The 22,261-nt window shown below is 30.3% G+C and carries 14 protein-coding genes and 3 pseudogenes; 4 read left to right on the top strand and 13 right to left on the bottom strand.

Features of this window, described 5'->3' with window-relative positions; genetic code table 11:
* Window positions 1-4: 4 nt before the first annotated feature.
* From gatA to CPAL_RS10350, 9 genes and pseudogenes are all read right to left on the bottom strand, one after another.
* On the bottom strand, window positions 5-1,462 hold the full coding sequence (gatA, locus tag CPAL_RS10385) for an Asp-tRNA(Asn)/Glu-tRNA(Gln) amidotransferase subunit GatA (protein WP_106024571.1): 1,458 nt from the start codon (window positions 1,460-1,462) through the stop codon (window positions 5-7).
* A 14-nt stretch (window positions 1,463-1,476) separates the two neighbouring features.
* Window positions 1,477-1,764: an Asp-tRNA(Asn)/Glu-tRNA(Gln) amidotransferase subunit GatC gene (gatC, locus tag CPAL_RS10380; protein WP_061858056.1), complete on the bottom strand. Its 288-nt coding sequence runs from the start codon at window positions 1,762-1,764 to the stop codon at window positions 1,477-1,479.
* Window positions 1,765-1,892: 128 nt separating this feature from the next.
* On the bottom strand, window positions 1,893-2,156 hold the full coding sequence (locus CPAL_RS10375) for a hypothetical protein (RefSeq protein ID WP_061857919.1): 264 nt from the start codon (window positions 2,154-2,156) through the stop codon (window positions 1,893-1,895).
* A 31-nt stretch (window positions 2,157-2,187) separates the two neighbouring features.
* A complete protein-coding gene (gene ligA / locus CPAL_RS10370; RefSeq protein WP_061857920.1) occupies window positions 2,188-4,179 on the bottom strand; it encodes an NAD-dependent DNA ligase LigA in 1,992 nt (663 codons plus the stop codon).
* Window positions 4,180-4,226: 47 nt separating this feature from the next.
* The gene (locus CPAL_RS10365; protein ID WP_423237155.1) at window positions 4,227-6,902 is read right to left on the bottom strand and encodes a 3'-5' exonuclease; all 2,676 of its coding nucleotides are present in this window, start codon (window positions 6,900-6,902) and stop codon (window positions 4,227-4,229) included.
* Window positions 6,897-7,601: pseudogene (locus CPAL_RS14265) on the bottom strand (ATP-dependent helicase); the annotation flags it as partial. The pseudogene CPAL_RS14265 and the gene CPAL_RS10365, both read right to left, overlap by 6 nt.
* A 28-nt stretch (window positions 7,602-7,629) precedes the next feature.
* Window positions 7,630-7,929, bottom strand: a complete 300-nt coding sequence (locus tag CPAL_RS10360; protein ID WP_061857922.1) for a YerC/YecD family TrpR-related protein — start codon at window positions 7,927-7,929, stop codon at window positions 7,630-7,632.
* 570 nt (window positions 7,930-8,499) lie between these two features.
* Window positions 8,500-9,216: a pseudouridine synthase gene (locus CPAL_RS10355; RefSeq protein ID WP_061857923.1), complete on the bottom strand. Its 717-nt coding sequence runs from the start codon at window positions 9,214-9,216 to the stop codon at window positions 8,500-8,502.
* Window positions 9,217-9,633: 417 nt separating this feature from the next.
* On the bottom strand, window positions 9,634-11,670 hold the full coding sequence (locus tag CPAL_RS10350; protein WP_061857924.1) for a triple tyrosine motif-containing protein: 2,037 nt from the start codon (window positions 11,668-11,670) through the stop codon (window positions 9,634-9,636).
* Window positions 11,671-11,927: 257 nt separating this feature from the next.
* On the opposite strand from CPAL_RS10350, the gene pulA reads away from it, so the two are divergent.
* Window positions 11,928-14,072, top strand: coding sequence for a type I pullulanase (gene pulA / locus CPAL_RS10345; protein WP_106024570.1), 2,145 nt, complete (start codon window positions 11,928-11,930; stop codon window positions 14,070-14,072).
* A gap of 61 nt (window positions 14,073-14,133) precedes the next feature.
* On the opposite strand, the gene CPAL_RS10340 is transcribed toward pulA, so the two are convergent.
* Window positions 14,134-14,793 carry a phosphatase PAP2 family protein gene (locus CPAL_RS10340; RefSeq protein WP_061857926.1) on the bottom strand — a complete coding sequence of 220 codons (660 nt, stop codon included), beginning with the start codon at window positions 14,791-14,793 and terminating at the stop codon, window positions 14,134-14,136.
* Between the two features lie 48 nt (window positions 14,794-14,841).
* A complete protein-coding gene (locus tag CPAL_RS10335; RefSeq protein WP_061857927.1) occupies window positions 14,842-15,282 on the bottom strand; it encodes a YaiI/YqxD family protein in 441 nt (146 codons plus the stop codon).
* 180 nt (window positions 15,283-15,462) lie between these two features.
* Between CPAL_RS10335 and CPAL_RS10330 the strand changes: the two genes are divergently transcribed.
* Window positions 15,463-17,859 carry a YcdB/YcdC domain-containing protein gene (locus tag CPAL_RS10330; protein ID WP_061857928.1) on the top strand — a complete coding sequence of 799 codons (2,397 nt, stop codon included), beginning with the start codon at window positions 15,463-15,465 and terminating at the stop codon, window positions 17,857-17,859.
* A 161-nt stretch (window positions 17,860-18,020) separates the two neighbouring features.
* Here CPAL_RS10330 and CPAL_RS10325 read toward each other — a convergent pair whose 3' ends face one another.
* Window positions 18,021-19,373, bottom strand: a complete 1,353-nt coding sequence (locus tag CPAL_RS10325) for a glucose-6-phosphate isomerase (protein ID WP_061857929.1) — start codon at window positions 19,371-19,373, stop codon at window positions 18,021-18,023.
* Window positions 19,374-19,693: 320 nt separating this feature from the next.
* On the opposite strand from CPAL_RS10325, the pseudogene CPAL_RS10320 reads away from it, so the two are divergent.
* Together CPAL_RS10320 and CPAL_RS10315 are read left to right on the top strand one after the other, a co-directional pair.
* Window positions 19,694-20,551, top strand: a pseudogene (locus CPAL_RS10320) (polysaccharide deacetylase family protein); the annotation flags it as partial.
* Window positions 20,528-21,061 (top strand): annotated as a pseudogene (locus CPAL_RS10315) (tetratricopeptide repeat protein); the annotation flags it as partial. The pseudogenes CPAL_RS10320 and CPAL_RS10315, both read left to right, overlap by 24 nt.
* A 52-nt stretch (window positions 21,062-21,113) precedes the next feature.
* Here the strand turns inward: CPAL_RS10315 and CPAL_RS10310 are convergent.
* Window positions 21,114-22,250 (bottom strand): glycerate kinase family protein, encoded by a 1,137-nt coding sequence (locus CPAL_RS10310; RefSeq protein ID WP_061857930.1) that lies wholly within the window; start codon window positions 22,248-22,250, stop codon window positions 21,114-21,116.
* Window positions 22,251-22,261: the final 11 nt, after the last annotated feature.

The following is a 22,261-nucleotide window of genomic DNA, read 5'->3' as shown; positions in this document are numbered from 1 at the left end:
CTTTTTATATATTTGGAATTTTCTTATGCCACTGTGTTGATTGTTCATAGCTATAAGCTATATTAAAAAGATTGTCCTCTTTAAAATAATCTCCTATAATCTGAAGCCCAACTGGAAGATTTTTTACAAATCCACAAGGAACCGATATAGCAGGAAGTCCTGCTAAATTTATAGGTACTGTGTATATATCCGCACTATACATAGCCATTATATCCTTACTCTTCTCATTAAAATCAAAAGCAATTGTTGGAGATGTTGGAGAAATTACAGCATGAAACTCTTTAAAAACCTTCTTAAAATCTTCTTTTATAAGCTGTCTTACTTTCAACGCTTTTCTATAATAAGCATCATAATATCCTTTTGATAGTACGTAAGTTCCAAGCATTATTCTCCTTTTAACCTCTTCTCCAAAGCCTTCACTTCTCGATTTTATGTATAGTTCTTCTAAAGTTTTAGCATCTTTTGTCCTAAATCCATATCTCACTCCATCAAATCTAGCAAGGTTAGAGGAAGCTTCAGCGCTGGATATTATATAATAATCTGCAAGAGAATACTCTATAAAGGGAAGAGAACATTCCCTAATTTCTGCTCCATTATCTTGTAATACTCCTAAAGCTTCTCTTATTGCTGACGTTACTTCTTCTTGTAGGTTTCCACAAAATAATTCTTTAGGCACACCAATTTTCTTTCCCTTTAAATTCTTGCTTAAACTTTGGATATAGTTAGGCACTGGTATGTTGGCACTTGTGGAATCTCTCCTATCGAATCCTGATATTACTTCTGTCAATAAAGCGCAGTCCTCTACATCTGCTCCAAAGGTTCCTACTTGATCTAAAGTTGATCCAAAAGCTGTAAGACCATATCTCGACACCCTACCATAGGTAGGTTTAAGCCCTACGACACCACAAAAAGCTGCAGGCTGCCTTACAGAACCTCCAGTATCACTGCCCAAAGCTAAAGGTACCTCTCTACTTGCTACTGCAGCTGCTGACCCTCCTGAGGAACCCCCTGGAACCTTTCTTAAATCCCATGGGTTCTTAGTCTTCTTAAATGCGCTGTTTTCAGTAGACGACCCCATTCCAAACTCATCCATATTAAGCTTTCCTAAAATTATTCCATGTTTTTCTTTTATCTTAGATACAACATAAGCATCATATGGCGCAATATAATTTTCCAGCATTTTTGATGCACAAGTATTTTTCATATTCTTAACGCTTATATTATCTTTAATTCCAACAGGGATTCCCCAAAGTCCTTCAAGTTCTTCTCCGCTGGCTATTTTTTTGTCTAATTCCTTTGCTTTAACTAAAGCCTTTTCTTCATCTATATATAACCATGCTTCTAACTTACCTTCTACTTTACTTATTCTTTCTATAAAAGTCCCTACAACTTCTTCTACTTTAATTTCTTTATTTTTTATCATATCTCTAAGTTCATGGGCCTTCATCTTATAAATTTCCATTTTTTCACCCCTTGTTAATTTATCACTCTAGGTACTAAAATGTATTCATTTTTGCTCTTTGGAGCATTCTCTATAACTTTTTCAATATGTAAAGATATCTCAACTTCATCATCTCTAAAATTATTTTCAATATAATAAGGATTCTCGGTTTCTTCTATGTTATCAGTATGTAATTCATTAAGTTTTTCCATATATTTTAATATCTGTTCTAAATCTTTTATTATCTTTTCCTCTTCCTTTTCTCCAAAGTTAAGATTAGAAAGCTTTGCTATAAGCTCTACATCTCGTTTTGAAATTGACATATGAATTTCCCCTTCTTTCCTTATATAAAAAGGAGCTATAGACATAACTTTTTTCTACAGCTCCTTTTAGCTTTTAATTGCTTATTCTATAACTCTTTCTCAAAAATTTAAAGTTCTAACTTTCAATTTTAATATATTTCCATAACCATGAAAATAATAGTGCAAAATCCCATTGCCATACAAAGAATAGAGTTTATCCATTCTTTTGTTTTTAGTTCAAGCTGCTTAATGCTCCACAGGAACATTGTTATAATTGTGCTGACTTGAAATATATAATAATTATTGAAATAATCCATATTTATAAACCTGCAGGTGGAAAGCATAGTAAGTATTAGACATAGACTCGTAATCGCTACAAATATCCACGCCAATATACTTATAAACTTTTTCATTTTTCTTCCCCCCTATTTCGTATCATACTCATTAATTGAGCATTTGTTTAAATTCATCTTCATTGATAATTTTAACTCCAAGTTGAACAGCCTTATCGTATTTAGATCCTGGGTCTTTTCCAACCAAAACATAATCTGTTTTTCTGCTTACGCTGCTGGATACCTTAGCTCCCAAAGATTCTAATTTTTCCTTTATTTCACTTCTTGTAAAGCTTTCTAAAGAGCCTGTAACAACTACGGTTTTTCCATTAAAGATATTATCCTCTATGTTCTCTTCTTCAAAGTAAGGCTTTACTCCTAAGCTTAAAAGTTCTTCTATGCTATCTAATATTTTCTTATCCTTAAAGAATTCAATTATACTTTTTGCAACTATATCTCCTATATCTTCAACTAAAATGAGTTCTTCAAAACCAGCTTCTATTAGCCTATGCAAAGATTTAAACTTCTTTGCCAAATCTGTACTTGTTTTCTTTCCTACATTAGGAATTCCAAGAGAATATATAAATGAAGCTAAATCACAATTCTTGCTTTTTTCAATAGCATCTATCAGATTTTGAGCTTTTTTCTCTCCAAATCTCTCTAACCTCATTAAGTCTTCCTTTTTGATTCTATATAAATCTGGTATAGATTTTATATCTAATTGCTCAAATAATTGCTCTGCTGTCTTTTCGCTAAAACCAGCTATATTCATAGCTTCCCTACTTCCAAAATGAACAATAGATTTAACCAGCTGAGGCTTACAGGAAAGAGTGTTTTCACAAAAATAATGAACACCTTCCTGTACAAGTTCACTTCCACAATAAGGACAAACTTTAGGTGCTACTATTTCTTGTGCATCTTCTTTTTCTTCTGCTACTCCCATGATCTCAGGAATTACATCATTAGAACGTCTTACAAATACTCTGCTTCCTATTTTAACACCTTTTCTTTTTATATCATCCATATTATTTAGTGTAGCTCTTTTTACTGTAACTCCTCCTATATCTATAGGTTCTAACAAAGCTGTAGGTGTAACTCTTCCGCTTCTTCCTACATTCCATTCTACATCTAAAAGCTTTGTGGTAGCTTCTTGTGCTTCAAACTTGTATGCTAATGCCCACTTTGGAAATTTTACTGTATACCCTAAAAGCTGTCTAGTAAAAATATCATCTACAGCTATGACAATTCCATCAATTTCATAATTTAAATCTTCTCTTATTTCTTCTATATATTTGATTTCCCTTTCTATTTCCTCTACTGTTGTACATTCTCTTATATAATCATCCATAGGAAAACCTTTTTCTTTTATAAAATTAAGCATTTCAGTATATGTCTTAAAAGGTGTTCCTTCATTGTATCCTACATCATAGAAAAAGGCAGATAAATTTCTTCTTGCTGTTTCCTTTACATTTAGATTTCTAAGAGCACCTGCTGCCCCATTTCTTAAGTTTTTAAGAGGAACCTCCGCTACTTTATTATATTCCTCAAAGGCTTCTTTTGTCATTATAGCTTCTCCATGAACCTCTATCACAGCATCGTTTTCAATTTTTAAGGGAACAGTCTTTATAGTTTTAACTTGAGCTGTAATATCTTCTCCAACTTCTCCAGTTCCTCGAGTAGCAGCAGTAACCAATATTCCATCTTCGTTATATGTACAATTTATAGTAAGTCCATCAAATTTTTTAGTTATGATATATTTTAAAGGCGGTAACTTTTTGTCATGAGTTCTATTATATTCATCTACCACCTTCATATTTTTATTGTGCCACTCTCTTAACTCTCCTAAATTTTGAGCCTTTCCAAGGCTCCAAAGCTTTGCCTTATGTGTATACTTTTTAAATTGGGATAAAATCACATCCCCAACTCTTTGAGTAGGGGAATAGGGAAGTACTATTCCAGTTTCCTTCTCAAGTCTTACTAATTCATCATACTTTTCATCATATTCTTTATCGGATACACTTGGATTATCTAAGGTGTAATATTCATAAGCCAGCCTATTAAGTTCATCTACCAGCTCATGAATTCTTTGTCCTTTATTTTCCACACCTTCCACCTCTCTTCTGTTTTAATAGCCAGTAATCAGATCAATATTTATATAAGCTTAATCGGCGCCATACTAAACATAAGGTGTTTAATTCCCATATTGTCAAAGGCTACAGTAATCTTTACATCATTAGCTGTTTTAGATGCACTAACTATAGTTCCTATCCCAAACTTATCATGCTTAACCTTTCTTCCAGGAGTTATTTCGTCTAATTTTATATCTTCCACAGCTTTTTTTCTATTTTCACCTAGCCCTTGTAATAAACTGCTATCACTCAACATTGAATTTATCTTTTCTTCTGCCTTTCTGGTTCCAAAACTTGGTGAAGAATAAGAATTAAATCCCCCTCCACCAAAGGCTCCATTTAAAACTCCTCTGCTAGTTGTTTTACTTTCAAAATTCATGTTCCTTTCCGATACCAATTCTTTTAACTCTGGAGATATCTCACTTAAGAAATCTGATTCCGAATAAGCTACAGTTCTCCCAAATACATTTCTCGTACTTGCTGAAGTCATATATAACTTTTCTTTGGCTCTAGTTATACCAACATAGCATAGTCTTCTTGATTCTTCCATCTCAGAAAAGTTTTCCAATGACTGCAACCCTGGAAAAATTCCGTTTTCCATACCTACCATAAAAACTACTGGAAACTCTAAACCTTTAGCACTGTGCAAAGTCATCATTACCGTAGTATCTGCATTTTCATCATAGTTGTCTACATCAGACACCAATGTAATTTTCTCTAAAAAAGCAGAAAGTGACTTATCTTCTGAAGTATTTTCAAAATCTACTGCTGCTGATACTAATTCTTTTATGTTTTCGATTCTGCTCATATCCTCTATATCATTAGATTCTCTTAAAGCCTTTAGATAGCCTGTACTCTCCAGTATTTCTTCTATAAGCTTTGAAACACTAACTTTATCTTTTGTCCTATTAAAACTGTTTATAAGGCTTGTAAATTTATTTACAGCAGTTATAGTTCTTTTAGTAATTCCAGGTATGCTTTCAATGTCAAGCATCACACTATACATGCATTCATCCATATAATTTGCATATTCCTGTATCTTATCAATAGTTGCCGCACCTATACCCCTCTTTGGTACATTTATTATTCTTCTCAAGCTTATATCATCTTGAAGATTATTTATAAATTTTAGATATGCTGTTATATCCTTTATTTCTTTTCTATCGTAGAACTTTAATCCTCCTAAAATTCTATATGGAATATTTCTCTTCATAAAGACATCTTCAAATACTCTAGACTGAGCATTTGTTCTATAAAGAATAGCAAAATCTCTATAGCTTCTATTTTCCTTTTCCATGATTCTATTTATTTCATTTGCTATAAAGTTTCCTTCATCTATATCTGAATAGGCTCTATATATTTTTATTTTCTCTCCGCTTTCATTTTCAGTTCTAAGAACTTTACTCTTTCTTTGTGAATTATTCTTTATAACTGCATTAGCAGCATTTAATATATTAGCCTTTGATCTATAATTTTGTTCAAGCTTAACTACTTTAGCCTCTGGATAGTCTTTTTCAAACTCTAAAATATTCTTAATATCTGCACCTCTCCATTGATAAATGCAATTATGGACAACTACATCATTTGCTATATATTGTCTTAATTCTGGAATGCTTAAATCATATACAATTCCTTCATAATCTTCGCAGCTTATTTCTGATATAATATCCTCTTCAATCTTTCCATTACAGTATGTAGCTATACTCATGCCTGGTCTTAAACTTCCAAAAGGCATAAAATAATATAATTTATCTTGGACAAACTTTGCTTTTCTAATAATACTTAATCCATCTACTCTTGAGCAAAGCTTTCTTCCTAGAGCTTCCGCTTCATCATATATGCGTTTTTCCATTTCCATTATCCAAGTGTTTTCTTTATCATGTCTTGTATTAAATCCATCTTCTAAAAGATTCTTCTTTTCATCCTCATTAAAAGTTGTAAAACTAACTTTATGGCAATAATATCCTTTATCCTCAGAGTTTTTACTTGAAAAATAATCTATGTTTATAATTTTTCTTGAAGCTTCTCCATTTGTCACTGCACTACTAAAATAATGTGGATAATCCTTAAATAGATATAAATCCTCCATTAATTTTTCAGCAGCACTATAGGTATCTATTTTCTTAAATAACTTGTCAATATATTCTTGATCCGCAGCTGAAATTCCATCTTTATCCCTAAAAACAGCAGTAGGTATACCATACTTAACAGAGTAATATTGCTCATAGTAACTTGCTTCTGATTTTGTTTCACATGTCTTTATTATCCATATTTTATCGGCTTCTTCCATGTTAAGTATTACTGCTAGTCCGTTATCAGACTCGTCTTTATATATATTTCTAACTCTTTGATTTTGACCTATTCTATATCCCACTCCTGATTTATACATTAAATATACATAATGAAGATCTTCATCTATATTAAAAGACGTAAAAGTAATATGATTAGGTGTAGCTGAAATCTCTCTTCCACCCTTAGTTTTAACCCTAATCATGGTGCCTTTATATTCCTTTTTTAGCACTTTCTCTACTGTACTTTTAGTAACCTCTCCATTGCCCGCAGCACTATATATTTGCTGACCTTCTAGCACGTCCTCAATCTTTACTATTCCATTATCAGTATGTATTAGAGAGCCACCTGGAAGACATTGATCATCGTCTCCAACTACAAATATATTTTTATGAGCTGAAGCTAACATCTTAACTAACTCATATTGAGCCTTATTGGTATCTTGATACTCGTCTACCATTATGTATTTAAATTTATTTTGATAAAACTCTAAAACTTCTGGATTCTTTTTAAAAAGTTCTACTGTCTTATAGATTAAATCATCAAAATCCAAGGCATTATTGCTCTTAAGCTTTTTTTGATATAAAAGATAAACATCCGCTATTTTATTTTTTCTAAAATCCCTTTCGTTTAATTTCTTATATTCTTCTGGAGAAATCAAATTATCCTTTTGCTCACTTATTTTATTTATTATTTCTTTTTCACTTATGTCTTTATCGTTTATATTAAGCTCTTTCATGCACTGTTTTATTAAAGTTTTTTGGTCAGAAGAATCATATATAGCAAAGTTTTTACTATATCCAAGCTTATCTATTTCTCGTCTTAATATTCTAACACAAGAAGAGTGAAAAGTTGATACCCACATATTATCTATGTCGCACTTAACAAGTCCTCTGATTCTATCTTTCATTTCTTCTGCAGCTTTATTTGTAAATGTTATAGCTAATATATTATATTGAGGAATTCCTAAATCCTGTATCATATGAGCTATTCTATAGGTTAAAACTCTTGTCTTTCCTGAACCAGCACCTGCTAAAACAAGCACAGGTCCTTCTATAGTCACAGCTGCTTCGTATTGCTCTTTGTTTAATAGCGACTTCAAATCCATATAATCCCTCCTTATGACTTTATATGTATTACTTCCAACCAATTCTATCTAGTACTAAATTATATCCATCACTTCCGTAATTTAAACATCTATTTACTCTACTTATTGTAGCCGTACTTGCACCTGTACTCCCTGCTATCTCTGCATAGGTTTTCTTTTGTTTTAACATTTTTGCTACCTGAAGCCTCTGCTCTACTGCTTTTAACTCGTTAATGGTAAATATGTCTTCGAAAAATCTATAACATTCCTCTCTTGTCTTTAAAGATAAAATAGCATCACATAAATAATCCATTTCCAAGCTTTCTAATTTTGATTTATATTCTGACATGAAATTTCACTCCTATTTTTATTAACCTATTTGAGCATACTTAGATTTTAACATTTTAAAGTAGTTTTCTCCATATTTATTTACACATCTCTCTATTTTAATACTTAAGATTTACATATTCAACATTGTAAAAATTAGATGTTGTGGATTCATAAGGAAAGATTTTAAAACATCTAGAAATCAATTTGAATGGACAACCTCATTAATAAAATAGTGAATAAAATATTTCTTCATCCGCAAAATATGAAATAAAAATTTCATTTTTATATTATAACCTTATTTTATATGCTTTTATACTCAAAAAAATAATCTACATATAATAAAAAAACACTATCTCCGGAGATAGTGTTTTTTTATTATTTAGGGCAAGTTCAGTCCTGGGGCTGGACTGACTTAAATAAAAAGGGGGCTATTCATTCTTTTTATTTTTCCCTTACAAAAGCTATTATATTAAATAAAGAAAAAAAATGCAAGTCATTTTGCAGAATTAATTATAAATAAACTATTACAAAGGTAATTATCTTTTACATCCCTTTAAATTCATTGTTCCAGGTATTGCATTCTACTAAATTATCTCTCTTTTATCATGCGTAACTCTTCTTTCGACAATTCTCTATATTGTCCTTCTTCTAATCTCTCATCTAATACTAGATTTCCCATTTTTATTCTTTTTAAATATAATACATTTTTATTTCTAGCTTCAAACATTCTTTTTACTTGATGGAATTTTCCTTCCTGTATGGTAATATTCACTTCTGAACCATGCTCATCTGAAGCTATAATTTCTAATCTTGCAGGCAAACATTTATATCCATCATCTAGTACAATTCCTTTTTCAAAAGCTTTAACATCATTTTCATCCACTGGTTTATCTATTTGTGCATAGTAAACCTTATCTACATGCCATTTTGGAGATGTAAGCCTATGGTTTAATTCCCCATCATTTGTTATAAGTAGCAGTCCTTCTGTGTCTTTATCTAATCTTCCCACAGGAAAAGGATTAAAAACTGCAAGTTCTGGTTCAAGTAAATCTATTACAGTTTCATCATAATTGTCAAAGGTAGCCGAAACCACTCCTGCTGGCTTATTCATCATGATATAAATATATTTCCTATAATTAATCTCTTCACCTGATACTTTTATCTCATCCTTTTCTGGATTCACCTTTACATCACTGCTCTTTACAACTTCTCCATTAACTTCAACTATACCGCTTTTAACAAGAGCTTTTATTTCTTTTCTCGATCCATATCCTAAATTAGACAAAATCTTATCTAGTCTTTCCATATGATTCACTCCTTATTTATATTATCCTAAACTATTCTATCAGATTTTATGTGTTATTTCAGACAAAAAGAAGTATCTGTTAGTGTTAAGCTCTATTTAACAAATCTATCTTAGTTTATAAAATTAATACACAAGAACATACATGATAAAAAATTACTGATCTAGGTATTAGTATGACACTGCAAGGTAAAGAAATTTTTAGAAAATATCAATTTAAAAGATACACCTAAATCTAAAATTATTATGGAAAATGCATAAGTAAAACCGAGTAAGTTGATACATCCTCATCAATTTACTCGGTTTTTTTGATTTATACAAACAATTGCAGAAATATTAGAGCTTCTTTGCGTAGTGAAGCTTTCCTAAATGTAAATCTAATATGGAAGGTTCAATATTAAAGATTGTCACAATTTAGTTCTATTGTGCAGCGGCCACTTCACTGAGCAATTTTTCATTAACTTTTATTTCTATCATGCAGTAATCTTCATATGATACATTTTTATGACTATTCTTAGCTAAAACCAGTACTTTATATATCCCTTTTGAAAATGGAATGAATGTATAATAATCTTTTTTACTGTATCTTTGTACTAAATTCCATTCTTCTTTTTCCATTAAATAAAACTCATAAATTATATCTTTTCCTCCACAGCTTTCTGCTGTAACTGTAATTGGTTCATTGTGATAGAATTCTATTCTGTCACACTTTAGAATGGTATTTGTTATTGGAGGAGCTTCATTAACTATTAAACTTATTTGTTTTGTACTATCAAATTCTTTCTTACTCTTTTCATTTTTAGCATATACTTTAACTATATATCTTCCACTACATTTTGGAGTAAGTATATATTTTTTCTTTTTCACATATTCTGTTTCCTCTACCTTATGATCATTTATGCTAAGTACATATTTTAATAGGGTATTTGATGTATCTCTAGTTATAGTGTTTAATACAATTTGATCTCCAACTAAGTAATACTCTCTAGGTTCCATTAATACATAATCTATCTTTGCAGGTATGTATTCATAACAATGTATAGAAACTATATGGTGTGCATCAAACTCTTTATCTGAATATTTATCTTTTACCCTTATTTCAATTTCAAATCTTCCCTCTTCTTCTGGAGTAAAATTAATACAGCTGCATTCCCTATAACCAATAGATTCAATTTCTTTCTTATCTTTTTTAATTATAAACTTATACAGCGGCTTTATACCTCCATCTGCTATTGTTTTAACATTTATAGTTTCACCTATCAGCACATTTTCTCTCTTATTTACGATTACATCTTTTATTTTTATTGGTTCCCGAGGTACTTCATCTATATCAAATTCAAACTCATCACAAGCCTCATATTTTTCTTTAGAAGAAATGTCCTTTACCCATAAGCTTATCTTATAATGCCCCTCCTGTTTTGGATCCCATACATATGTATCGCTTCTTATATAGCCACTGTCATAATTTTTGCTTCCTTCTATTATAAATCTATATCTAAGATCCTTTCCTCCCCTTGCTACTGCCTTTAGAGTAATTTTTTGAGTCACTATTTGAGGAGAGCTTAAATCACTAGTAAAACTTTCAATAACTACAGGTTCATAAGGCTTAACCTTATAATGGATTATAGCTCTATCATCATATTCATTGTTAGAATACATATCTTTAGCTTCACATAATAACCTATAACTTCCACTGCATTTTTCTGTATAAGATACTATCTTTTTAGTAGAGTAATCCTGTATACACTTTGCTTGTCCATCTTCACTTATCTTTATAAACTTGTATAGTATAGTTCTGCTGTCATCACACTTTGATTCAACTTCAAATAAAAGTTCTTCATCTACTAATAAAGAGGGACTAAGGCATTTGAAATTGGTAATTTCCAACTTTGAAAGACCTACTACTTCAAATTCCACCTTCATTGCATCTTCAAACTTCTTATCTGAATCCAAAGATTTGCACTGTATCAAAATTTCATACTTTCCTGGGGAATTGGCTCTCCATGAAAAACTACTTTCAGTGCAATAATCTTTTGCAAGCACCCATCTTTCATTCTCTTTTATCAAATATCTAAACATTACAAATTCATTTTTTGCTTCTACCTTTACAGTAACCTTTTCTCCTACAGATATACGCTCTTTATCTATATATATATTTGATATAAGCTTTTCACTAAAATCTCCTACAGATATAATTTTCCTTGATACGTAATCAAATGCTTTAGTACTATCTTCCTTCTTAGCTTGTACCATCAGAATATAATTTCCTTGATTTTTAGGTTTCCATATAACCTTTTTTTCTTTTCCGAAATCTTTTAGGGTTTCCCAGGTTCCATCAAATCCCGCAATGAACTTATATAATAAATTTTCTTCAGGCTCACTTAAAATATCTATAATCATCTCTACACTATCTTCTTGCACAGATTCCACGTTGCATCCTATAATGATTTCATTCATACCATACAACCCCCCTCAATAACATAATCGAAACAAATGGCCCAATAATTTATTTCTAAATTTAAGTATTAAGGCACAAATAGATTAAATTTTCCTAATATAAATATTATACTATAGTTCCATATTTTGTAAAAGAATATTTTAATAGCTTTCTTAATATAATAATATTTATTGATTTTTATTAATCTTTTGACTTGATATTCTTTAAGATTTATAATTAGAATGTTACAACCTATTTATGTATCAGGAGGTAATTTATGTATAAAATAAAAGCTCATGTTTTAGGATTTAGAAAAATTCTAATAAGCTTTCCTGATCCTAGAGACATTGATATAAAAAAGCTATTTGTAAAAAATGGTGATAATTCTCTAATCATAGATAATTATACTGCAAAAAGCGAAAATTCCTTTTTAATATTTTTGAATAAAGATATCAATATAAAATTCTATTGCTATGTATATTATGAGGACAATAAGATTAAAGCAAGTTATAATAGGCTATTTTCAAGCTCCGAATTTAATGATAGGTTTTACTACGATGGAGATTTAGGCGTTTCCTATAATAAAAATTTTTCTACATTTAATATATGGTCTCCTGCAGCCAAATCAATTTCTCTTCTTTTATATGAAAATGGAGATATAAATATCCCTGAAAAACCAATAGAGAAAAGTCTTAATGAATCTAATGGGCTTTGGAGCATAACTATAAAAGGTGATCTAAAAAATTACTTCTACACTTATAAAGTGCATGTATATGATTCTATAAATGAAGTTGTGGATCCATATGCTAAAGCCGTAGGAATAAATGGTCTCAGAGGAGCTATCATAGATTTAAAAGAAACGAATCCTTTAAATTGGGATAAAGACTTTTCACCATCACTAAAGCATTATACTGATGCCATAATATACGAAATAAGCATTAGGGATATATCCATGAATAAAAATAGCGGAATAACTTACAAGGGTAAATTTTTAGGTTTAACTGAAGATAATACTTTTTCAAATAAAGGTATCTCTACTGGATTATCTCACATAAAGGAATTAGGTGTAACCCACGTTCAGATTATGCCCTTTTTTGATTTTAGCTACATTAGCACAGATGAGAAGAATCCTAAAAAATATAATTGGGGATATGATCCCCAAAACTATAATGTACCAGAAGGAAGTTATTCCACTAACCCTTATGACCCTAAATGCAGAATTATAGAGTTAAAAAAAATGATACAACATCTTCATAATAATAATCTCAGCGTGAACATGGATGTAGTTTATAATCATATGTATAATAATACGGACAATAACTTTGAAAAAATATTTCCCGGATACTATTTCAGATTTAATGAAGATGAAAGTTTTTCTAATGGAAGCAGCTGTGGAAATGATACTGCTTCTGAACACAGCATGATGAGAAAATTCATTGTTGATTCCGCTCTATATTGGGCAAAAGAATACCATATAGACGGCTTTAGATTTGATTTAATGGGATTACACGATATTGATACTATGAAAGCTGTTAAAGAAGCTTTAAGTAAATTAAATAAATCCATAATGATATATGGTGAAGGGTGGGAATTAAACACTACCCTACCTGAAAATATAAAAGCCACACAAGCTAATGCAAGAAAGATTCCTGAAATTGGATTCTTCAATGATACTATAAGAGATACCATAAAGGGAAATGTGTTTCTAAAAAAAGACAGAGGCTTTATAAACGGCAAAGAAAACTTAGAGGACATTATAAAGGGTTGTGTTACTGCATGCACTATTTCTACACACAACTTTAAACCTATATATGTTTCTCCTAATCAAGCTATAAACTATGTATCTTGCCACGATAATAATACTCTTTGGGATAAGCTTCAGCTTAGTAATCCCGAGTATACCGAGGATGAAAAAAAGCATATGGTTAAGCTGGCAAACGGAATAATTCTAACCAGTCAAGGTGTTGCCTTTCTCCATTCTGGAGTGGAATTTTGTAGAACAAAGCAAGGAATTGAAGACAGCGTTAAAGCTTCTGATGAAGTAAATAATCTTGATTATGATAGAAAGTTTGAATTCTTAGATGTGTTTAATTACTATAAAGGATTAATAAAACTAAGAAAAGAACATCCTGCTTTTAGAATGCACTCAGTTGAAGATATAAAAAATAATCTAGAATTTATAGAAAATACCCATAAAAATACTGTGGCTTTCTTACTTAAAAATCACGCTAACAATGATATTTGGGAAAATATACTAGTTATATACAATGCAAACAGAATTTCAACATCAATTAATATTCCTAAAAACACTTGGCACCAAGTCGTAGACAAATATACTGCTGGTACCACACCTTTTAAAACTATTTACTCTAATAAAATAGATGTAGATGGCATATCATTGAATGTGTTTTATTCAAGCTAAAAGATATAAGAAAAGTGCGCAGCATTTTTCTTATATCGAAGATCATACAGAAAACTTGCATTTAGGAAAGCTTCACTTCTCCGTTATATTTTGCCTTATGTCTTTCAGGAATATAGTAAATGCATACATATAAAACCGCGGAAAGCACTATTCCTCCAATAACATCAATTAAAGAATGCTGCTTTATAAATACAGTGGATGCGCATATAAGAATCATAACTAATGATGACAAAATCTTTATACTCTTTCTTTCTATAAATAATGAACTTTCACAAATTGCAATATTTACTCCAATAGAATTTATAACATGTATACTTGGAAAAACATTTGTTGATGAATCTACAGAATAAATAAATCCTACAACTACTGAAAATACATCCTTATCCTTTAGAATAGGCCTCATATTCTGCCAATTAGGAAATAATATAAATATAACATAACTGACGCTCATACCAAAAAAAATAAACTTAAATAGTTTTATAAAATCTTTTCTAGATTTTAATCCAAAATACACAAAACCAATTGCCATATACACAAACCAGAACATATAAGGCACTATAAAAAACTTTATAAATGGTATATAATCATCATATTTTGAATGAATTATATACTTAGGTGTTATGAATTTTTCACAAAAACAAAATACAAGTATTAGTGGGACAAATAAAAGTAAATATAAAAAATGCATATTTCCCTTTATGAATCTTCTTATGTAATTCACTACAGTCCACCTCATCAATAATAAATCAATAATATTATATGAGCAACTTTAATAATTTGCTTTTTTAATAAGCTTTAAAATGTTTTTATATAGTCTTTCATCATCTTCCTCCGTCCTTTTTTTAGGGTTAAATGTCTTCCCTCCACCTCTTCTTACTTTTAAAGATAAATGTCTTTCAAATAATAGTCTATCTATATTCTCATTATCATAGATATATCCCTTAGGGCTTATTGCATAAGCTTTTTTTCCAAGTGCCATAGCAGCTACGCCGTAATCTTGTGTGACGATAATATCTCCACTTTTTGCTTCATTAGCTATCCTCATATCTACACTTTGAAATCCGCTGTCTACAATTTTTACTGTGCTGTACTCACTAGTTATAACATGATTTATATCACAATACATTATTACGTCTACTTTATTTTCTTTAGCTGCCTTTTCAATAACTTCTCTTCCAGGACAGGCATCTGCATCAACTATTATCCTCATCTCTCTTTCCCTCCTTAATAAACTTATTTTAACACATATGTAACTTGAATTATAAATTATTTGAATAATAATTAAATAACTTATTAATTTTTATACCGTATATATTTATATATGAATATTCAAGAAAATTATTCCGCCGAACCCAATTGAGTCCAATTTATATAATAAGGAGGTATATTTATGAATAAACAAAAACTTTTTTCTATTTTATTAGCATCTTCTCTTATTTCTCCTTTTGCACAACAAGCGCTTGCTGCAACTTCCTACGAAAGCGCTAGTAACATAAAAGTTGTATCCTCATCTAGTGATAAAATATCATCTAATGAAGATATAAATGTAGCTATCTCTAAGGAAGCTGCTATTTTAAAAGGAAAAGCTATTTTAAAAAAGTATTTTAACATTGATGTTAACGAAAAGGATTTTAAATTTAACATCAACCTAGAACCTTATGTAATCAGCGCAATTAAAGAAACCAAATCTTATGTATGGAATATGTACTGGCAAAATTCATCTTTTAAAGGTGATACAACCATAAGTTTATGTTTAGACGGCAACAGTGGAAAATTAATTTCCATGAATAAAAACAGCTATAACAATGCCAATCAAAAATCAATTCCAACTCTATCTATAGATGAAGCTAAACGTATCGCTCAAGAGGCTATTAAAAAAATAAATCCTGAGGAATTAAAAACTTTAAAGTTAGGAACCGACAGATGGTTTTCAAATAGAGATAATTCTTCAAATTACAGCTTTAATTTTGTTAGATTTATAAATGATGCTTATTATGAAAATGATAGTATATATATAAATGTAGATGGGGTTACAGGAGAGATCACATCTTATCATTACAATTGGAATAATTCCTTAGTATTTCCTAACAGCGATGGCTCTATATCTTTAGATGAAGCAAAAACTATTTTTAAGAATAACACAAATATGACCTTAAAATATAAACTCTTTAAAAATAAATATGAATATCAAAACGCAAATAATAAGAAAAATATAAAACTTGTATATGAACCTACTTTAAAAAATGGCTTTATAATAGATGCAAAAACAGGAAATCCAATAACCTTAAGTGAAACTCCAACTTCTAAAGTAGAAACTATAAATCTTAACAAAAAAGAGCTTGATGAGATATACAAAAAATATAAAAAGCTTGAAAATAAGAAAGAGGCTCTAAAAAAAGAAGAAGCTTTAAATATCATGTCTAATGTAATTAACAGCATATATGGTAAAGGATATACTATAGGGGATTTAAGGTACAAAGAGGATAACAGTTCTCTTAATACTAATTCAGCTAAAGTATGGTCTGCTCCTTTTACAAAGAAAATAGACGTTAAAGATAAAAATGGACAAACAGCAAATACCCTAATAAAACAAGGATTTATATCAATTAATGCCTTAAATGGTCAAATACTATCTATTTATAATTATACACCTTATGAATATAAAGAAAGTTTTACTCCAAAATTAACCTGGAAAGAAGGTTATTATAAATCTTTAGAGTTTATAGAACAATACTATAAAGATAAAATTAAGGATATAGAATATAACTTGACTCATACAGAATTGATTTACAGTGAAAAACCTGATTCAACAGAACCTGAGAGATTTTATAGATATTCATTTGTAAGAAAGGTAAATGATATACCTTATGAAAATGATAATATTTATATAGAATTTAATGCAGAGACTGGTGAAGTATCTAACATGAATCTATCTTGGGATGACAGCATAGAATTTCCTAAACCTGATTCAAGCATAGATGTCTCAAAGGCTAAAACTATTTACTACAATAAATATACGCCTTTACTAAAATATATAATTGTAAACACAAGCTCTGATCCAAAAACACCAAAGAACGAATTAAAATTGACTTATTCCTTAGATGCAACTAACATTTTTATTGATGCCCTTGATAGTAAAATACTAAACGACTATGATGGTGAGGAAATTAAATTTGATATTTCAGATTTTCTAAATGAAATAAAAGGAAGTAAAGCTGAAAAAGAAATAAGTATATTAGCCTATAAAGGTTTAATAGATACAAAGGATTTTAAATTAAAAAGACAAGTTAAATATATGGATTTAATAAAAAACCTAGTTGATGCCCTTGGTTATACTCCTTATATAGTAAACGCTAATGAAAATTCAATGATAGATTCTAATAAAAAAGACTCTGCCGTTGATTCAAATCAAAATGGTCTTTCTACAGAGGATTATTTAACTATGGCAAAATACTATGGAATAATAGAAGATAAAGATTTAGAAAACTTTGATATAAATGCTCCTGTATCTAGAGAAGAAATGTGTAAGGCTTTAATAAAGTTCCTTAAATATGAAAATATAGCTAATTGCCTAGATATATTTACTCTTAACTGCGATGATGCTAATGATGTAGATAAAAATAATCTTGGATACGTTACTCTAGCTAAAGGACTTAATTTAATAGAGTTAGAAGATAATAAAATAAATCCTAAGAAAACAGCTACATCAGAAGATCTTGCTCTTGGACTCTTTAGAGCACTGCAAAATAAAGAGGTAAGCACTAATTTCTATCCTGTGTATAAATAATATAATTGACAATTTACAATTTCTAGCTAATAATGTTTTTCTAATGTAAAACTAAAAACAAGTCAATCATTACATCAAACTACTGTAGTGGTTGACTTGTTTTATAAAATTAAGCTTATCTTAATTTTATTTTATTCATCATTAATTTTTAATTGTGAGCTTTATTTAAGCTTTGCTTCTATTTCTGCCTTCATGTCTTCATATCCAGGCTTTCCAAGAAGAGCAAACATATTTTTCTTATAAGCTTCAACTCCAGGTTGATTGAATGGATTAACTCCTAGTAAGTATCCACTCATTCCGCAAGCTTTTTCAAAGAAATATACTAAATATCCAAAATAATAAGGAGTTAATTCTGGAATATTTACAATCATATTAGGAACTCCACCATCATTGTGAGCTACTACTGTTCCTCTAAATGCCTGCTTATTTACAAAATCCATATCTTTTCCTTGAAGGAAGTTTAATCCGTCAAGATTATCCTCACTTGATCCTATAATAACTGACTTTCTTGGCTTTTCAACATTAAGATGTGTTTCCATTAAGTTTCTTAAACCATCTTGGATATATTGTCCCATAGAATGTAAATCTGTTGAAAAATCTGCTGCTGCAGGGAATATACCTTTATTATCTTTTCCTTCACTTTCTCCAAATAACTGCTTCCACCATTCACCCATGTAGTGAAGAGATGGTTCAAAGTTAACTATCATTTCAATAGTTTTTCCTTTATTATATAAGGCATTTCTTGCAGCTGCGTATCTGTATGCGGCATTGCTCTTCAAATCTGGAGTGTTGTACTCTTTGCTAGCATCTTGAGCACCTCTCATCATCTCATCTATATCTATTCCTGCTGCTGCTATTGGAAGTAGTCCAACTGCTGTTAGAACTGAGTATCTTCCTCCTACATCATCTGGAATTACAAAAGTTTCATAACCTTCAGCTTCTGCTAAAGTTCTAAGTGCTCCCTTTGCTTTATCTGTTGTAGCAAAAATTCTTTCTTTTGCTCCTTCTTTTCCATACTTCTTTTCCAATAAATCCTTAAATATTCTAAAAGCTATAGCAGGTTCTGTAGTAGTTCCTGATTTTGATATAACATTAACTGAAAAATCCATATCTTTTACTGTTTCTATTAACTCTGCCATATACGTAGAACTAATATTATTTCCAGCAAAGAATATTAGTGGGGCTTTTCTGTTTTCTTTTGAAATAATATTATAAAAAGTATGATTTAACATTTCAATAGCAGCTCTAGCTCCTAAGTATGAGCCACCTATTCCTATAACAACAAGAGCATCTGAATTTGCTCTTATCTTTTCAGCTGCTTTTTTTATTCTTGCAAATTCTTCTTTATCGTAATTATTTGGTAAGTCAACCCACCCTAAAAAGTCGCTTCCTGCACCTGTTTTGTTATGCAACATATCATGAGCTGCATTTACCATAGGTTGAAACTGCTCTATTTCATGATCATTTAAGTAAGGCTTAGTCTTTGATAAATCTAAACTTATACCCATGGACATAAATTGACCCTCCCTTATTAATAAAATAGTTATATTTTTCTTCACGAAAATTTTAATTCATTTGTTAAATAAATTCAAGTAACAGCACAAACGTTTGTTACGTTTACATACTTTAAAATCACCTTATTAATACATTCATACTACTCACTTACTATTCCCATTTATTTTAATCTCTCCTTCAACAAATTATTACTATCATATATTACCATAATTTACTAAAATAAGAAAGTATCTATTCTTACATCCTCTGTATTGAAAACGATATATAATCAATGTATACTAAAAATATATGTTTTTTTGCTTTGGAGGAAATTAATTTTATGAAAAAAATATTTTATATATTGACTGTACTTATATTCATGTTTTCTTTAAATGGATGTGGTATAAAGCAAACATTAAAAAATAACAATTCTTCTGTTTCTAATGCTGAAAAGAAAAGTAACTCTATTGAATCCAATGACAAATCAGCTGATTCATCGCCTAAAACTGAAATAATTGCTTTAAAATACAATGATAAGGGTATTCCTGTTATTATGTATCACTCAATAAAATATGAAAAGGATAATCCAGTTAGAATTCCTAAAGAAGATTTTGAAGCTCAGATGAAATATTTAAAAGACAATGGTTATAGTACTTTAACTTTAGATGAACTATATGATTTTATGGAGAAAAATGTTCCTGTTCCAGAAAAGTCTATAGTTCTTACATTTGATGATGGTTATAAGGATAACTACGAAACAGCTTATCCAATATTAAAAAAATATGGATTCAAAGCTACTGTTTTTGTTATATCCAGCTATATAGGTAAAGATGAATATTTAACTACTTCTCAAATAAAAGAATTAGATAAAAACGGATTTGATGTTGAAAGCCACACTGCAAATCACGAAGATTTAAGTACTCTTTCTTATGAAAAACAGCTTGCAACCCTTAAAAGTTCAAAAGAAACCCTTGAAAAGCTTTTAAACAAAGAGATTAAATATTTAGCTTATCCTTATGGAAAACTTAACGAAAATACTATAAAGGCTGTAAAAAATGCTGGATATAAATTAGCCTTTACCACAGACGGAAGATGGTCTGATAAATCAGATGGACTCTTAACTTTGGATAGAGTTTTTATAAGCAGTTTTCATAACCTAGATACATTTATATACAGGATAACCACTCCTGATTATGACTTTAATAAAATTGTAAAATCTCCACCTACTCTTGAAGATAAATACAGTAAAGCTTACGCTGCATTTTTCGATCATAAATATGAAGAAGCAATAAAAATATCAGATGAGATTATAAAGGAAAATCCTAATTTTTTTAAAGCTTACAATATAAAAGGCATAAGTCAATGTTTTTCTAATAATTTTGAAGAAGGCATGAAGAATATAGATAAAGCCTTAAGCATAAATCCAAGCTATGGATATGGAAGATTTAATAAGGCTCTAGCATATGAGTTATACGGATATTATGATGAAGCTCTAAGCTGGTACGATAAAGCTTTAGAAATTGAAAAATATGTATGGAGTTATTATGGTAAAGCCAGCATATATGGAAGACGTGGAGATGTTGCTAATACCGTTAAATACTTAAAAATAGCTATAGATATGCAGGAAAGTGTAAAAGAAGAGGCTAAAAAAGAAAGAGATTTTGATAATGTGAGAAATAGCAAAGAATTTATAGAATTAGTTAAATAAAAATGAAAGTACCCCAAATAATATGGGTACTTTCATTTTTATTATTTCATTATTATTTTTTATTAACACGAAGTAATCGTCCAATAGCATTGCATGTTCTAATTAGATTTTCTTTTCCATTAGCTAAAGCCTTATCTAAAGTCTCTACACCTTGTAAAATAGAGAAAAAAGCATCAAATCCATACTCATATAAAACATCTACATCTCTACCTATATTTCCAGCTACAGCAATTACTGGAACATCAAATTCTTTAGCTACTTTTGCAACACCATACGGAGTTTTTCCAAAACGAGTTTGTGCATCTATGCTGCCTTCTCCTGTAATAACATAATCTGCATCTTTCATCTTTTCTCTTAAGTTAGAATACTCAATAACTATATCAATTCCTCTCTTTAATTCACAAGGAAGGAATGCTAAAAGCCCTGCTCCTAACCCACCAGCAGCTCCAGCTCCTGGGATGTTTTCTACATCTTTTCCTAAACTCTCACGAATGCACTTAGCAAAATGCTTTAAATTATTGTCTAACTCTTCTACCATTTCCGGTGTAGCTCCCTTTTGAGGCCCAAAAATATATGAAGCTCCTGTTGGACCTGTTAAAGGGTTATCAACATCACATGCAACAATGATCTTAACATTTTGCAACCTCTTATCTAAACCTGATATGTCGATTTTAGCCAATTGTCTTAATGCACCACCACCAAATCCAATTTGGTTGCCATGCTTGTCCAACAATTTACCACCTAGAGCTTGAATCATTCCAGCTCCACCATCATTGGTTGCACTTCCTCCAATACCAATGATAATTGTATCAATATTTTTTTCTAATGCTTTTTTTATTAATTCTCCTGTTCCAAAAGTTGTGGTATACAAAGGATTTCTTTTTTCCTTTGGTACAAGTCCAATTCCACTTGCACTGGCCATTTCAATAACCGCAGTCTTTCTATCTCCTAAAACTCCAAAAGAAGCATTCACTGGATTACCCAATGGGTCTGATACAACTTCTGAAAACATCTCTCCATTTGTAGCATCTACAAGAGATCTTGTTGTTCCTTCCCCTCCATCTGCCATAGGAACCTTTGTAAATGTTGCTGTAGGAAAAGACATCTTTAGTCCATCCTCTATTGCATCACACGCTTCTTTTGCAGTCATACTTTCTTTAAATGAATCTGGTGCTATTACGAATTTCATAAGTTTCCTCC

It is taken from the genome of Clostridium thermopalmarium DSM 5974, from assembly GCF_002995795.1.
In the GTDB taxonomy this organism is placed as follows: Bacteria; Bacillota; Clostridia; order Clostridiales; family Clostridiaceae; genus Clostridium_H; species Clostridium_H thermopalmarium.
The sequence above is the reverse complement of the archived record's forward strand: the minus strand, read 5'-3'. Positions and strand labels throughout refer to the sequence as shown.

Coding starts and splice junctions, on each gene's coding strand:
- CPAL_RS10365 (WP_423237155.1), bottom strand. CDS start 6,902: ATGTTAGCTTCAGCTCATAAAAATATATTTGTAGTTGGAGACGATGAT.
- gatC (WP_061858056.1), bottom strand. CDS start 1,764: ATGTCAATTTCAAAACGAGATGTAGAGCTTATAGCAAAGCTTTCTAAT.
- gatA (WP_106024571.1), bottom strand. CDS start 1,462: ATGGAAATTTATAAGATGAAGGCCCATGAACTTAGAGATATGATAAAA.
- CPAL_RS10325 (WP_061857929.1), bottom strand. CDS start 19,373: ATGTCCATGGGTATAAGTTTAGATTTATCAAAGACTAAGCCTTACTTA.
- CPAL_RS10310 (WP_061857930.1), bottom strand. CDS start 22,250: ATGAAATTCGTAATAGCACCAGATTCATTTAAAGAAAGTATGACTGCA.
- CPAL_RS10360 (WP_061857922.1), bottom strand. CDS start 7,929: ATGTCAGAATATAAATCAAAATTAGAAAGCTTGGAAATGGATTATTTA.
- CPAL_RS10375 (WP_061857919.1), bottom strand. CDS start 2,156: ATGAAAAAGTTTATAAGTATATTGGCGTGGATATTTGTAGCGATTACG.
- CPAL_RS10330 (WP_061857928.1), top strand. CDS start 15,463: ATGAATAAACAAAAACTTTTTTCTATTTTATTAGCATCTTCTCTTATT.
- CPAL_RS10355 (WP_061857923.1), bottom strand. CDS start 9,216: ATGGAAAGACTAGATAAGATTTTGTCTAATTTAGGATATGGATCGAGA.
- CPAL_RS10350 (WP_061857924.1), bottom strand. CDS start 11,670: ATGAATGAAATCATTATAGGATGCAACGTGGAATCTGTGCAAGAAGAT.
- pulA (WP_106024570.1), top strand. CDS start 11,928: ATGTATAAAATAAAAGCTCATGTTTTAGGATTTAGAAAAATTCTAATA.
- CPAL_RS10335 (WP_061857927.1), bottom strand. CDS start 15,282: ATGAGGATAATAGTTGATGCAGATGCCTGTCCTGGAAGAGAAGTTATT.